The 13,514-nt window shown below is 68.7% G+C and carries 12 protein-coding genes; 8 read left to right on the top strand and 4 right to left on the bottom strand.

The window, feature by feature from the left end:
• From FFK22_RS14705 to FFK22_RS14715, 3 genes are read left to right on the top strand one after another with little or no spacing between them, the layout of a single operon-like run.
• The gene (locus tag FFK22_RS14705) at window positions 1–879 is read left to right on the top strand and encodes a carbohydrate ABC transporter permease (RefSeq protein WP_221938602.1); all 879 of its coding nucleotides are present in this window, start codon (window positions 1–3) and stop codon (window positions 877–879) included.
• Window positions 880–927: 48 nt separating this feature from the next.
• Window positions 928–2,226, top strand: a complete 1,299-nt coding sequence (locus FFK22_RS14710) for an ABC transporter substrate-binding protein (protein ID WP_138886302.1) — start codon at window positions 928–930, stop codon at window positions 2,224–2,226.
• A gap of 41 nt (window positions 2,227–2,267) precedes the next feature.
• Window positions 2,268–4,340: an alpha-amylase family protein gene (locus FFK22_RS14715; protein ID WP_138886301.1), complete on the top strand. Its 2,073-nt coding sequence runs from the start codon at window positions 2,268–2,270 to the stop codon at window positions 4,338–4,340.
• Between the two features lie 166 nt (window positions 4,341–4,506).
• Here the strand turns inward: FFK22_RS14715 and FFK22_RS14720 are convergent, their stop codons facing one another.
• The gene (locus FFK22_RS14720; protein WP_221938603.1) at window positions 4,507–5,493 is read right to left on the bottom strand and encodes an alpha/beta hydrolase; all 987 of its coding nucleotides are present in this window, start codon (window positions 5,491–5,493) and stop codon (window positions 4,507–4,509) included.
• Window positions 5,494–5,711: 218 nt separating this feature from the next.
• Window positions 5,712–6,608, bottom strand: coding sequence for a helix-turn-helix domain-containing protein (locus tag FFK22_RS14725; RefSeq protein ID WP_138886299.1), 897 nt, complete (start codon window positions 6,606–6,608; stop codon window positions 5,712–5,714).
• Between the two features lie 157 nt (window positions 6,609–6,765).
• On the opposite strand from FFK22_RS14725, the gene FFK22_RS14730 reads away from it, so the two are divergent.
• Window positions 6,766–7,206, top strand: coding sequence for a MarR family winged helix-turn-helix transcriptional regulator (locus tag FFK22_RS14730; protein WP_138886298.1), 441 nt, complete (start codon window positions 6,766–6,768; stop codon window positions 7,204–7,206).
• A gap of 62 nt (window positions 7,207–7,268) precedes the next feature.
• Here the strand turns inward: FFK22_RS14730 and FFK22_RS14735 are convergent, their stop codons facing one another.
• Window positions 7,269–8,411, bottom strand: coding sequence for an alpha-hydroxy acid oxidase (locus tag FFK22_RS14735; RefSeq protein ID WP_138886297.1), 1,143 nt, complete (start codon window positions 8,409–8,411; stop codon window positions 7,269–7,271).
• A 132-nt stretch (window positions 8,412–8,543) separates the two neighbouring features.
• On the opposite strand from FFK22_RS14735, the gene FFK22_RS14740 reads away from it, so the two are divergent.
• The 3 genes from FFK22_RS14740 to FFK22_RS14750 all read left to right on the top strand — a co-directional run bounded on the left by FFK22_RS14740 (window position 8,544) and on the right by FFK22_RS14750 (window position 12,037).
• Window positions 8,544–10,100, top strand: coding sequence for a D-aminopeptidase (locus tag FFK22_RS14740; protein WP_138886296.1), 1,557 nt, complete (start codon window positions 8,544–8,546; stop codon window positions 10,098–10,100).
• A gap of 190 nt (window positions 10,101–10,290) precedes the next feature.
• A complete protein-coding gene (locus FFK22_RS14745; protein WP_138886295.1) occupies window positions 10,291–11,121 on the top strand; it encodes an oxaloacetate decarboxylase in 831 nt (276 codons plus the stop codon).
• A gap of 37 nt (window positions 11,122–11,158) precedes the next feature.
• Window positions 11,159–12,037, top strand: coding sequence for a TauD/TfdA family dioxygenase (locus FFK22_RS14750; RefSeq protein ID WP_138886294.1), 879 nt, complete (start codon window positions 11,159–11,161; stop codon window positions 12,035–12,037).
• Here FFK22_RS14750 and FFK22_RS14755 read toward each other — a convergent pair.
• Window positions 12,021–12,413 (bottom strand): RidA family protein, encoded by a 393-nt coding sequence (locus FFK22_RS14755; RefSeq protein ID WP_138886293.1) that lies wholly within the window; start codon window positions 12,411–12,413, stop codon window positions 12,021–12,023. The two genes, FFK22_RS14750 and FFK22_RS14755, sit on opposite strands and share 17 nt — an antisense overlap.
• 282 nt (window positions 12,414–12,695) lie before the next feature.
• On the opposite strand from FFK22_RS14755, the gene FFK22_RS14760 reads away from it, so the two are divergent.
• On the top strand, window positions 12,696–13,493 hold the full coding sequence (locus FFK22_RS14760) for an SDR family oxidoreductase (protein WP_138886292.1): 798 nt from the start codon (window positions 12,696–12,698) through the stop codon (window positions 13,491–13,493).
• The last annotated feature ends 21 nt before the right edge of the window (window positions 13,494–13,514 follow it).

Genomic DNA, 13,514 nt, shown 5'->3' on the forward strand with positions numbered 1-13,514 from the left:
ATGGCTTCGCTGGAGCTGGGCCTCGGGCCAAAAGGCATGATCGGACAGGCGCGGCGGGGCCGGGCGGGCTGGGGCGTCTATGCCGTACTCGTGATCGGCGCGCTGGTGATGCTCTATCCGCTGATCTGGATGGTCCTGAGCTCGCTCAAATCGGATCAGGAGATCTTCTCGAACTCGGCCGCGCTGCCGACGCAGCTCGACCTCGGCAACTACAGGGAAGGCTGGGTCGCGACCAAGCCCAGCTTCACCCACTATTTCCTCAATTCCTTCGCCATCTGTCTGGGCGCAGTGATCGGCAACGTGTTCGCCTGCTCGCTGACGGCCTTCGCCTTCGCCAGGCTGAGATTCCCGCTGAAGGGCCTGCTGTTCACCATCATGCTGCTGACGCTGATGCTGCCGTCGCACGCTCTTCTCATTCCGCAATACGTCCTCTATGTCGGCCTCGACTGGGTGAACACCTATCTTCCTCTCATCGTGCCGAAGTTCCTGGCGACGGACGCGTTCTTCATCTTCCTGATGGTCCAGTTCATCCGCACGATTCCGCGCGAGCTCGACGAGGCGGCGACGATCGACGGCTGCGGCACCTTCGCGCTGTTCCGGCACATCATCTTCCCGCTGCTGCGGCCGGCGATCATCACGACGATCATCTTCACCTTCATCTGGACCTATAACGACTTCTTCTCGCAGCTGATCTACCTGACCTCGCCGGAGACGCTCACGGTGCCGGTCGCGCTGCGCAGCCTCGTCGACTCCTCCGGCGGCGCCTATGCGCAGCTGCTGGCGATGTCGGTGCTGAGCCTGGTCCCGACCTTCATCGTCTTTCTCGTCTTCCAGCGCCGGCTCGTGGAGGGGATCAGCACGTCCGGAATCAAGGGATAGGCCGGCGCTTCCGCCGCACGCCCGGCCCTAAACAAGGGAGGTACCGCGATGACCATGGTCAACACCGCGATGAGCCGACGGGCCCTGCTGCTCGCCGGCGCCGCGCTCGGCGGGCTCGCCGCCCTGGGCAGCCCGGCGTCCCGGGCCGATGCCGGACCGGTCCGCTTCGGCATCTTCGGCAATGCCCAGAAGCTCGAGATCCGCAGCCGCTCGATCGCCAAATACAACGAGCTCCACCCCGACGCCCCCGTCACCTTCGAGGGCGTGCCGAGCGCGTCATGGCCCGACAAGATCGCCGCCATGGTCGCCGGCGGCAACGCGCCCGACGTCATCACCCTCGGCGCGCCCGACATGGTGCAATACGCCTCCCGCGGCGCGCTGGCCCCGCTCGACCCCTTTGTCCCGGCCCTGTTCCGCGCCGATCTGTTCGACGCGACCGTGCTCGATCTCGGCCGGATGAACGGCAAGATCTACGGCGTGCCGATCGCGGTCAGCATCCAGGGCCTCGCCTGCAACCTGTCCGCGCTGCAGCGCCTCGGCCTGGGCGAGCCGCCGGCCGCCTGGAGCTATGAGGAGTTCGCGAAATTCTGCGCGGAGATCCACCGCGCCGACCCGCAGCTCCATGGTAGCCATGACGGCGCTGCGAGGCTCGACACCTTCCAGATGTATCTGATGAGCCGGGGCCGCTCGCTCTATGACGGAAAGCAGCTGGCCGTCACCGCCGACGATGTCGGCCAGTGGCTCGACCTCTGGGACAAGATGCGCAAGAGCGGCGGCGCCGTGCCGGCCGACCTTCAGGCGCCGTTCACCGGCACCGAATGGCCGAACAGCCCGCTGGTCAAGGGCAAGGCGGTCTTCGCCTCGATCGCGTCGCAGGACCTCGCCGGCGGCTACCAGGCGCTGACCAAGGACACGCTGTCGATCACGACCCCGCCCTCGGCCGGCGCCGGATCGAGCCCCGGCTACTACCCGCAGCCGACGAGCTCGCTCTGCCTCTACGCCAAGAGCCGGAACCAGGACGCGGCCGTCAAGGTCATCGACTGGTTCGTAAGCGACCCGGCTTCGGCCCGCATCCTCGGCCTGATCAGCGGGCCGCCCGCCTCGAAGCCCGCGCTGCAGGCGGTGCTGGAGCTCGAGGATCTCGCGCCCGTCGACGAGCGCGTCCTCAAATACAGCCAGGCCGCGCTGGCCAAGGCGCTGCCGGCGCCGCCGCCGCAGAAGGCCGGACGCGCCATCGAAGACCTGATGCGCCGTGTGAACGAGGATGTCGGCTTCGGCAAGTCCTCGGTCCAGGAGGCCGCCCAGGCCTTCGTCGAGCAAGGCCATGCCCTGATGCGGCGGGCGTGAGCCCGGCCGCCTGAACCAAGCCCCTGCAGGAGACGTTCCCGATGCCCCCCGATCGTGAAGCGACACCCGCCGTCGAAGTCCCCGGAGACCGCTCCGGCGGCTGGTGGCGCCGACCCTTCTCGGTGTTCCAGACCAATCTTCAGGAAATCGATGCGACCATGGACGTCGAGACGGCGCTGGACGCCATCGAGGCGTACGGCGCCGACACCTGGCTGATCAACACGGGCGGCATCGCCTCCTTCTATCCGACCGAGCTGCCGTTCCAGACGCGCAGCCCGTTCCTCGCCGACCGGCCTTCGGGGGATTTGATCGGCGATGCCGTGGCGGCGGCGCACCGCCGCGGCATCCGGGTGCTCTCGCGGCTGGATTTCTCCAAGGTCTCCGCGCGCATCGCAGGCGAGCACCCGGACTGGCTGTTCGTGTCGCCGACCGGAAGGCCGCAGGTCTACAACACGCTGTTCAGCACCTGCCCATCGGCCGATTACTACCAGCAGCGTTCGCTCGAGATCCTCGACGAGATCATCGGCCGCTATCCGGTCGACGGCTTCTTCTTCAACTGGTTCGGCTTCTCCGAGCGCGACTACAGCCGGGTCTATCACGGCGTCTGCCACTGCCGGAAATGCCAGGAGGGATTCAGCGCCTTCAGCAGCGGGCAGGAGCTGCCTGACGGGCCGCAGTCGCCAGCCTATCCCGAATGGCTGCAGTTCTCGAGCCAGGTGATCAGGACGCTGACCGCGAAGATCGCCAACCACATCATGATGCGGCGGCCGGACGCCGGCCTCGTGCTGGGTCGCGGCGCGCCGATCGTCTATCACGAGGCGAACAACGCCTTCGGCCGCGAGCTGTGGCATCACAACACGGCGGAATGGGTCAGCGCGCATGTGACGGCGATGCCCGAGATCGCGCTGATGGTGAATTCCGTGTCCTTCGTCGACATGCCCTACCGCATGGCGGGCGAGCAGCCGGAACATTTCGCCCAGTACCTGCTGCAGGCAATCGCGCGCGGCGGCAACCCCTCGACCTACATCATGGGCGCGCCCGGCCGCATCCCTTACGCCAACCTCGCCCCTTCGAGCCCGATCACGAAGTTCCGGCAAAAGCACCGCGATCTCTATGCCCGGCTGAAGCCGGCCTCGACCATCGCGCTGGTGCGGCCGGATCGGCTGAGAAGCGCCAGCCCCGGCTTCACGGAAACGGTCGAGGAGTTCCGCGGCCTCTACAAGGCGCTGCAGGAGAAGCATCTCCCGTTCGACGTGCTCGCTGTCGAGCTGATCGGCAAGATGGCCCAGGAAGGCGCGCTCGGGCGCTACTCGCTCATCATCCTGCCCGATCTCGGTGCGCTCGGCCGGCAGACCGCCGAAGCGCTCGACGCCTTCGTGCAGAATGGCGGCAATCTCGTGCTGACCGGCGGCAGCGGCGTGACCGATGACGGCGGCATCGAGCTCGCCGCCAGCCCGGCCCTGATGCGCATTGGTGTGCCGAAATCCGGCGACGAGCTGTGGTCGACCTATGTCACCGACGACGAGCAGCCGGAGATCGGGAATTATCGGTACGCATCGTCCATCATCCCGGTCTATGGCAGCTATGCCCGCTTCGTCTGGAAGCCCGCTGTGGAGAAGGTCGGTCGGCTGCTGCCGCAGGCGCCCTTCGGGCCGCCGGAGAAGTGCTACGGACATACTGCCGGCGACGATCCCGATCTCGTCCGGATCGCGGGCCGGGGCACGGTGGTCCAGATCCCCTGGACGATCGGCCGGACCTATCGCGAGTTCGGCACCACCGAGGTGCGCGATCACTTCCTCGACGCCGTCGCGCCGCTCACCGGGCAGCGGCTCTTCGCCGATCTCCCCGAGCAGGTCGAGCTGATCCTCGGCCGCGACGACGAACACCTCGTCGTGCATCTCATCAACCAGTCGGGCGCCCGGCGGAAATCCTTCGGCCCGCATCTGACGATTGCGGGCGGGCGGCTCCGATTGAAGGGAGCGCGCATGTCCCGAGAGCCGGAACTGCTCTTGTCGGGAGAGGCTGCGATGATTCGGGAGGCGAATGGCGATCTCCTGATCGATCTGCCGCCGCTCGAACTCTTCGAGGTGATCAGAATAAAGGTCGATGGCTGAGTCGGCCTCGCGGGCGGACCCGGCAGCCGTTGCGCCCAGGCCGCCTGCGACGCATCGATGCCGACCGGGCGTTGCGGGTCAACAAGGAGCTTGAGCTGCGCGGGAACTGAGCGGACGCCACGACGAACCGCGGGCGACGCCCCCGCGGTTCGGTGGACATCGTCCGTTACGGCTCCAGGTGGTTGCGGAGCCCTTCATTGACCTGCTCGATCGCGGCCTCGGTCGACGGCACGTGGCGGAGCGCGTTCAGCAGGACGAAATCATGGATCGTCCCGTTGTAGCGGATGGCCGCCACCTCCACGCCGGCCGCCTTCAGCTTCCGGGCATAGGCCTCGCCCTCGTCGCGCAGCGGGTCGTTCTCCGCAGTGATGACCAACGCCGGCGGCAGCCCCTTGAGTTGGTCGAGGCCGGCCCGGAGCGGCGACACGTAGGGATTGTCCCGCGTCGCCGCGTCGGGCGCGTAGAGATCCCAGCCGTATTTCATGAAGGCGCGCGCCAGGAAGCGGCCGGTGCCGTAGTCACGATAGGACTCCGTGTCGACGCTGGCATCGGTCGCGGGGATCATGAGCACCTGGTAGCCGATCCTGGGGCCGTTGCGGTCCTTGGCCATCAGCGCCAGGGCCGCGGTCATGTTGCCGCCGACCGAGTTGCCGGCGACGGCGATGCGGCTGCCATCCGCCCCCAGCTCGCCGGCGTGCCCGGCGATCCAGGTCAGCACGGCATAGCATTCCTCCAGCTGGGTCGGGAATTTCGCGGCCGGCAGCGGGGTGTATTCGACGAACACGCCGATCTGTCCCGAGCCGACGACGAGGTCGCGCAGCAGGCGCTGGTGGTTCTGGAAATTGCCGACGATCCAGACGCCGCCATGAATGAACAGCAGCACGCCCGGCTTGCCGCTGACGTGGTCGGGGGTCATGACGTACAGCTTCACCGTGCGGCCGTCCTGGGTGATGGTCCGCTCGGTCGTGGTGACGCCGGACAGGTCGACTTCCGTCTGCGACTGCAGCCCCGTCAGGATCTCCTGCGGCTTCGGCTGGGGCAGCTCCCAGAATGGGCTGCTGTCCTTGTTGATCCCGGCCAGGAACGATCGGATCTGGGGATCGATGCGCGGGTCGGTGGCGGCGTCCGGGGCGGCTGCGGCGGTCTGGGTCACGAGGCTTGCTCCAAGGATCAGGGCTGCGAGTTTCGGCATGGGGGGCATGGGCTTGTCCGACTGCTCGGCTCGGGGGGAACCTGACCGCGCTGCCGTCATCGGCGCGCGACAGGCTCTGGCAGGCCGACCCTAGGCAGCGACACCGAAGCGCGTCTTTCCCCTGCCTGCTGAGATCTTGACCGTGCTTGCGGTCGGCCCGGGGAGGTCCGCGACAAGGATCAGCGGACGAGGCGGCGGTATTCTCCGGGGGTCATGCCGGTGGCGCGGCGGAACGCGCGGCTGAAGCTCGCCTGCGACGAGAAGCCCGACCGGTGCGCGATCTCGCTGAGCGGCAGCTTGCCGACGGCCAGCATCGCCATCGCATTCTCGAGCCGCCGCCGGCTGACGAACCGGCCGGGCGGCAGGCCGATCGCGGCGGTGAACATCCGGCTGAAATGGAAGGTGCTGAGATTGGCCAGCCGCGCCAGGTCTGCGAGAGCGATCTGCTCTTCCAGATGCTGGTCGATGTGGTCCAGGACCCGGCGCAGCCGCGCATTGTCGAGCCGATGCGCCGGGCCGGACAGCGGCTCCAGGGCGGAGCCGTCCGCATAGCTGTGGGCCAGCCTGGCCGCGAGCATCAGGGACGCCGTCTCCGCGAACATCCGGCCGGTCGAGCTCTCCCGGGTCATCTCCACCAGCAGCGACAACCCGATCTGGCGGATCAGCTCGTCGGTCAGGCCGCCCAGATACTGGATCGAATGAACCGGCGACCGGGAGAGGTTGTACTGGTCCGCCAGCAGGTTGAACTGCCGGGCCGGCAGATAGAGGTGCAGGGCCTCGGGGATCGGGGCGGTGATCGTGATCTCCTCGTCGCCGATCCCGATCGGGGCCAGCCAGATCGTGCCCGACGCCGGCCGGGTCTGCTGCTGGCGTCCCGCGCCGGTCCGGACCACGAACCCGTCGTCGGCACCGCGTATGGCGAGGACGATCTCGACGCTCTGCTGCAGGCCGGACGCGATCCTGCCGGCGGGGTGGGAGCGCAGTTCGGCGGCGATCGTCGACCAGCCGTGGCCGGCGGAGGACGCCAGGAGTTTCGATCTCGGATATTTCCGTCGGCTGTCGGCCTGCACGTCCATGGCGGAACCTCAGATGCCCTATTATATCGTGTGCGATATAATCGCTCGCACTGAGATGCGACTGCGGGCGGACGATGTCAATAGCTTGCGATCTGATCGTGCACGACTTATCTCTGAGCGACGAAACAACGCCGCCCTGCCGGCCCGGAGTCGCCTCATGTCGGATACCGCACCGGTCCCGGATGATTTCATCTGCTTCGCGGTCTATTCGGCCGGCCACGCGTTCAACCGGGTCTACAAGCCGCTGCTGTCGGCCCTGGGGCTGACCTATCCGCAATATCTCGTCCTGGTCGCCCTCTGGGCCAAGGACGACCGGACCGTCGGCAGCCTGGCCGAGACGCTTCTGCTCGAAACCAGCACCGTGACGCCGCTGCTCAAGCGGCTTGAAGGCATGGGGCTCCTGGCGCGCAGCCGCGACCCGGCGGATGAGCGGCAGGTGCGCGTCCGGCTGACGAAGAAGGGTGCAGCGCTGCACGCCAAGGCCCGCAATTTCCCCTCCTGCGTCGATGCGGCGACCGGGCTGTCCGGCGACGCATTGGCCACGCTGCGGAGCCAGATGCTGTCGGTCCGCGCGGCCCTGCTGAAGGCCGCCGGCTAGGCGCGACGCCGGCCGGACGGATTGATCCTATCCTCCACTACCGGAGCTGATGGCGATCCTGCCTATCCCCGGATCACCAGGCTGCTGCGGTCGACCTTGGTGATGTCGCCGGTGCCGGTCAGCGCCATGCTGATGTCCAGCTCCTTGCGCATGATCTCCAGCGCCTTGGTCACGCCCGCCTCGCCCATCGCCGCCAGGCCGTAGAGGAAGGCCTTGCCCATCAGGCAGCCGCGGGCGCCCAGCGCCACGGCCTTCAGGATGTCCTGGCCGGACTGCACGCCGCCGTCGAACAGCACCTCGGTCCGGTCGCCGATCGCCTGGACGATGCCCGGCAGGGCCGAGATCGACGACCGGGCACCGTCCAGCTGCCGGCCGCCATGGTTGGAGACCACGACCGCATCGGCGCCGGTCGAGGCCGCGATCTTCGCATCCTCCTCGTCCAGCACGCCCTTCAGGATCAGCTTGCCGGGCCAGATGCTGCGCACCCATTCGACATCCTTCCAGCTCAGCGAGGCGTCGAACTGGCTGGCGGTCCATTGCGCCAGGGTGGTGAGGCTGTCCGCCCCGCCCACCCGGCCCTCCAGGTTGCCGAAGCTGCGGCGCTTGCCGAACAGCACCTTCATCGCCCAGGCCGGCTTGGTGGCGATGTCGAGCGCATTGGCCACCGTCAGCCGCGGCGGCACGGCGAGGCCATTCTTCAGGTCGCGGTGGCGCTGGCCCTGGATCTGCAGGTCGAGCGTCAGCACCAGGGCCGAGCATTGCGCCGCCTTGGCGCGCTCGATCAGCGACTGCGAGAAGCCGCGGTCGCGCATGACGTAGAGCTGGAACCAGAACGGTTTCTTCACCGCCCCGCGCACATCCTCGATCGAGCAGATCGACATGGTCGACAGGCAGAACGGGATGCCGAAGGCCTGCGCCGCGCGGGCGCCGAGGATCTCGCCGTCGCCATGGAACAGGCCGGTCAGCCCGGTCGGTGCGATCGCCAGCGGCATGGTGACGTCCTCGCCGAGGATACGGGTCGCGACCGAGCGCTTGTCGACGTCGATCATCACCCGCTGGCGCAGGCCGATCGCGGCCAGATCCGCCCGGTTCGCGCGCAACGTGACCTCGTCATAGGAGCCGCGGTCGGCATAGTCGAAGATCGCGCGCGGGATGCGCCGGGCCGCCAGCGCTCGCAGGTCCTGGATGTTGGTGATCGTCGGCATCTTGGTCTTCTTGGCCAGGGTCTTCTAAGGCACGTTTATGTCTGATAAATCGCGCGGCAGCGGCTGTCACCCGCAATTCCCGCCGCGGCCATCTTTACACATCCGGGCCGGCACGCCAGGGTGGCGGCCATCATGACGACCACGCTCTCGCGCCTCGACTGCGCCCTCGCCGCCCTTCCCCGCAGCTTTCCCGGGCCCGGCGGCGCTGCCGCCGTGCTGCGGGACGGCGAGGTCCTGGCCCGCCACGCCTGGGGCTGGGCGAATGCCGAGCGGCGCATCCCGTTCACGCCGCGGTCGCTGTTCCGGATGTGCTCGGTCACCAAGCAGTTCACCTGCGGCCTGGTGCTCGACGCCTTCCCGGACCCGACGGTGCTGGACGCCGACATCCGCGCCCGCCTGCCGCTTCTCGAGGGCGAGGCGCCGGGCGCGCTGCACCTCTGCCACAACCAGTCCGGCCTGCGCGACTACTGGGCGGTGGCGATGCTGCACGGCGCCCCGGCCGAATCGCCCTTCGGCGACCGCGAGGCCGGGCGGGTGATCGCCGGCACCCGGTCGCTGCAATTCGCGCCGGGCACGCGCTACTCCTACGTCAACCAGAACTTCCGGCTGCTCTCCGACATCCTCGAGGCCCGCACCGGCCGCGGTTTCGGCGAGCTGCTGCGCACGCGGATCTTCGACCGCGCCGGCATGGGCAGCGCCTTCCTGGCCGCCGACACCCGCGCCATGCCGGACGGCACCGAGGGCTATGAGGGCACCCAGGCTGGCGGCTTCCGCGCCGCCGAGAACCGGGTGCTGTGGACCGGCGATGCCGGGCTGGGCGCCACCCTGGACGACATGATCGCCTGGGAGCGGCACATCGACGCCACCCGCGACGATCCCGAGGCGCTGTACAGCCGCCTGTCGGCGCCGGTCACCTTCGCCAACGGTGCCGCCGCCCCCTACGGCTTCGGCCTGGGCCGGACCACCGAGTTCGGCCGCCCCATCACCGGCCATGGCGGCGCGCTGCGCGGCTGGCGCAGCCATCGCCTGTATGTGCCGTCGGAGCGCATCTCGGTCGTCGTCCTGTTCAACCACATGTCCGACGCCAATGCGGCGGCGCTGGACCTGCTGGCCGCAACGCTGGGCGAGGAGCGCGCCAAGCCCGCCGCCGACCTGCCCGTCCCGGACTGGCTGGGCAGTTACATCGAGCCGGAGACCGGCCTGTCAGCGCGCGCGGACATGGTCGACGGCCGGGTCCGGCTGCGCTTCGGCCATTCGGCGGAGAAGCTGGAGCTGCAGCCGGACGGCAGCGCCGGCAGCGGCCGCACCCGGCTGCGGCCCGCCGCGGACGGGCTGTGGCTGGACCGGCCGCAGGAGAACCAGAGCTCGCGCCTCGTGCCCTGCCCCGGCGACGCGGCCACCGACCTTTCCGGCCGCTACCGCTGCGACGAGCTGGAGGCCGAGCTGGAGGTGGTCGATGCCGGCGGCGCGCTGTATGGCGGCTTCTCCGGCTTCCTCGGCCAGGGGCGGATGGAGCACTTGGACCCGGTCGGACCGGATGTCTGGACCCTGCCCTGCCCGCGCGCCCTGGACCATACCCCGCCCGGCGACTGGACCCTGGTGTTCCGCCGCGACGGCACGGGCCGGGTGTCGGAGGTCGAGGTCGGCTGCTGGCTGGCCCGGCGTCTGCGGTATGAGCGGATCGGCTGATTCTCAGTTCCTGTCATTGCCGGGCTTGACCCGGCAATCCAGGGGCCAACCAGAGCGGCTTCGACATTCCTGGATGCCCGGGTCAAGCCCGGGCATGACAGAGGTGGGTTTCGTGCCCGACGGCACGTGATCGCTTGACCCGGCCGGAACAAAAATCGAACATGCCCTCCTGCTCACGCGGGAGACTCCCATGACCAGCCAAACCGAAAAGGCCCTCGCCTTCCAGCGCCTGCATGCCCGGCCGGGCATCTTCGTGATCCCGAATCCCTGGGATGCCGGCTCCGCCAAACTTCTCGCCAGCCTCGGCTTCGAGGCGCTGGCCACCACCAGCGCCGGCCACGCCTTCGCCCTCGGCCGCAGCGACGGCACCCTGAAGGTCAGCCGGGAGGAGACCCTGGCCAATGCCAGGGCCATCGTCGAGGCCACCGGCCTGCCGGTCTCGGCCGATCTCGAGAACGGCTTCGGCGATGCGCCCGAGGCGGCGGCGGAGACCATCCGCCAGGCCGCCGCGGTCGGGCTGGTCGGCGGGTCGATCGAGGACGCCACCGGCCGCGACGACAACCCGATCTACGGCTTCGACCAGGCGGTCGAGCGGGTACGGGCCGCGGTCGCGGCGGCGCGGTCCCTGCCCTTCCCCTTCACCCTGACGGCGCGGGCCGAGAACTTCCTGCATGGCCGCCGCGACCTGTCCGACACGATCCGCCGGCTGCAGGCCTTCCAGGAGGCCGGCGCCGACGTGCTCTACGCCCCCGGCCTGGCGACGCGGGAGGAGATCGAGGCGGTGGTGCGTGCCGTCGATCGGCCGGTGAATGTGGTGATGGGGCTGGTCGGCGCGCGCTTCACCGTGGCGGAGCTGGGCGAGATGGGCGTGAAGCGGATCAGCGTCGGCGGCTCTCTGGCCCGGGCCGCGCTGGGCGGCTTCCTGCGCGCCGCCCGCGAGATCAAGGACCAGGGCAGCTTCGGCTATGCCGATGAGGCGGTGCCGCACAAGGAGATCAACGCCCTGTTCGGCCAGTCCTGACTTTCGGCCAGTTGCATCGGGGACCTATACTGTCGCCATGACCAGCCTCGACATCCGGCCGATGGCCGGGTCGCTCGGCGCCGACATCGATCTTGCCGGCCCGGTCGACGACATGCTCTTCGCCGCGATCCGCCAGGCCCTGGACGATCACCTGGTGATCCATCTGCACGGGCTCGACCTGGCGCCGGAGGACCTGGTGGCGCTGACCCGCCGCTTCGGCACCATCAGCCGCGCGCCCTACATCACGCATATGGCCGAGCATCCGGACATCGTCGCCGTGAAGAAATCGGCCGATGAGCGCAAGGTCAGCACCTTCGGCAACGCCTGGCATTCGGATTTCAGCTTCCTCGACCAGCCGCCGATGGCGTCGCTGCTCTATGCCAGCCAGGTGCCGAGCCATGGCGGCGACACGCTGTTCGCGAGCATGTACGCGGCCTATGACGCGCTGTCCGACGGCCTCAAGGCGGTGCTGGACGGGCTCGACGCCATGCATGCCGGCAAGCCCTACGGCACCGGCGGCGTGCCCGGCAATGTCGCCGTCTCCCGCTCGATCGGCATCGAGCGCAACCGGCCGGAGGCGGACCGCGAGGTCGCCCACCCGGTGGTGCGGGTCCATCCCGGCACCGGCCGCAAGGCGCTGTTCATCAATTCGATCTACACCCAGCGCTTCGCCGGCATGACAGTGGAGGAGAGCAAGCCGCTGCTCGACTTCCTCTACGCCCATGCCATCCGGCCGGAATTCACCTGCCGGTTGCGCTGGAAGCCGCACGACCTGGCGATCTGGGACAACCGCTGCACCCTGCACTACGCCGTCAACGACTATGACGGCCAGGACCGGCTGCTGTACCGCACCATGGTGCAGGGCGAGCGGCCGGTCCCGGCTGTGCCGCGGCCGGGTCTCAGCTCAGTGGCTTGAACGCGATCGCCTCGATCTCGACCTTGCAGTCGATCATCATGTCGGCGCGGACGCAGGATCGCGCCGGCCGGTCGCCGGTGAAGTAGCTGTCATAGGTGCGGTTGAAGGCGGCGAAGTCGCGGGTGTCGTCCAGCCAGGCCGTGACCTTGATCACGTCGTCCAGCGTGCAGCCGGCCAACTCCAGCGCCGCCTGGACGTTCTTCATGGTCTGGTGGGTCTGGATCTCGATCCCGCCGGCCACGACCACGCCGTTCTCGTCGAACGGCACCTGGCCCGAGACATAGACATAGTCGCCGGCACGGACGGCCTTGGAAAAGGGCAGCTTCTGCCCGCCGGCGCCGGTGACGGTGGTTCCGAAATGCTCGCGCTTGCTCATGATGCTTCCTATCTCACGGCGCCAAGGGCCAGGCCGCGCATGCTGCCACGCCCGGCTTTCTGCCGGAAGCACCCCGGATGTAATTCTCTTACAATCACGTCGGGACGCGCTTTGGCAGCAACGATCCATCACCCCAGCTTTCCGCGATTCCGCAGCAACGCTGATTCCTCGAACCATTTGCGGCTCCGGTCCGATGCTGCAGCGCACACGCATGAAGGCTGACTTGTAAGTTTCAAACACTGAGCTACCATCGCCCCATCACTCTCTGCCGGACTCACAGTCATGACGCGCTTCGCGGATCGGACCGTTCTCGTCACCGGGGCGCTCGGCGGCATCGGCAGGGCGATCGTCGACCTCTTCGCCCAGGCCGGGGCGACGCTGATCCTGTCCGACCGCGACGCCGCGGCGCTCGACGCCCGCGTCGCCACGCTGGCCGAAGCCGGCACCAAGGCCGCCGCCGCGCCGGCCGACCTGCGCGACGCCGGCGCCATCCGGGCCGCGATCGAAGCCGCGGTCGCCCGCACCGGCCCGGTCGACATCGCCGTCAACAACGCCGGCGGCGGCAATGGCGGCGGCACCCTGGCCTCGACCACGGCCGAGAGCTGGGCCGGGGATGTCGCGCTGAACCTGAACGGCGCCTATCACGTCGTGGCCGCGGTGATCGACGGGATGAAGGCGCGCCGCCGCGGCAGCATCGTCAACATCAGCAGCGTCAATGCGCTGCAGACGCTGGGCCACCCGGCCTACAGCGCCGCCAAGGCCGGGCTGATCAGCTACACCCGGGCGCTGGCGGTGGAATACGGGCCCTTCGGCATCCGCGCCAACGTGATCTGCCCCGGCACCGTGCGCACCCCGATCTGGCAGGCGCGGGTCGACAAGAAGCCGGAGATCTTCGAGTCCCTGCGCAAATGGTACCCGCTGCAGCGCGTGGCCGAGCCGTCCGACATCGCCAAGGCCGTGGCCTTCCTGGCCTCCGACGAGCTGGCCGGCTTCATCACCGGCGCCATGCTGCCGGTCGATGGCGGGCTGACCGCCGGCAACCGGATGATGGCCGAAGAGCTCACACTGGAAGATTTCTGACGCGGATGGTGTCGACGCTCC

It is taken from the genome of Mycobacterium sp. KBS0706 (genome assembly GCF_005938675.2).
Classification (GTDB): Bacteria; Pseudomonadota; Alphaproteobacteria; order DSM-16000; family Inquilinaceae; genus Inquilinus.

Coding starts and splice junctions, on each gene's coding strand:
- FFK22_RS14705 (WP_221938602.1), top strand. CDS start 1: ATGGCTTCGCTGGAGCTGGGCCTCGGGCCAAAAGGCATGATCGGACAG.
- FFK22_RS14710 (WP_138886302.1), top strand. CDS start 928: ATGACCATGGTCAACACCGCGATGAGCCGACGGGCCCTGCTGCTCGCC.
- FFK22_RS14715 (WP_138886301.1), top strand. CDS start 2,268: ATGCCCCCCGATCGTGAAGCGACACCCGCCGTCGAAGTCCCCGGAGAC.
- FFK22_RS14725 (WP_138886299.1), bottom strand. CDS start 6,608: ATGGACGTGCAGGCCGACAGCCGACGGAAATATCCGAGATCGAAACTC.
- FFK22_RS14730 (WP_138886298.1), top strand. CDS start 6,766: ATGTCGGATACCGCACCGGTCCCGGATGATTTCATCTGCTTCGCGGTC.
- FFK22_RS14735 (WP_138886297.1), bottom strand. CDS start 8,411: ATGCCGACGATCACCAACATCCAGGACCTGCGAGCGCTGGCGGCCCGG.
- FFK22_RS14740 (WP_138886296.1), top strand. CDS start 8,544: ATGACGACCACGCTCTCGCGCCTCGACTGCGCCCTCGCCGCCCTTCCC.
- FFK22_RS14745 (WP_138886295.1), top strand. CDS start 10,291: ATGACCAGCCAAACCGAAAAGGCCCTCGCCTTCCAGCGCCTGCATGCC.
- FFK22_RS14750 (WP_138886294.1), top strand. CDS start 11,159: ATGACCAGCCTCGACATCCGGCCGATGGCCGGGTCGCTCGGCGCCGAC.
- FFK22_RS14755 (WP_138886293.1), bottom strand. CDS start 12,413: ATGAGCAAGCGCGAGCATTTCGGAACCACCGTCACCGGCGCCGGCGGG.
- FFK22_RS14760 (WP_138886292.1), top strand. CDS start 12,696: ATGACGCGCTTCGCGGATCGGACCGTTCTCGTCACCGGGGCGCTCGGC.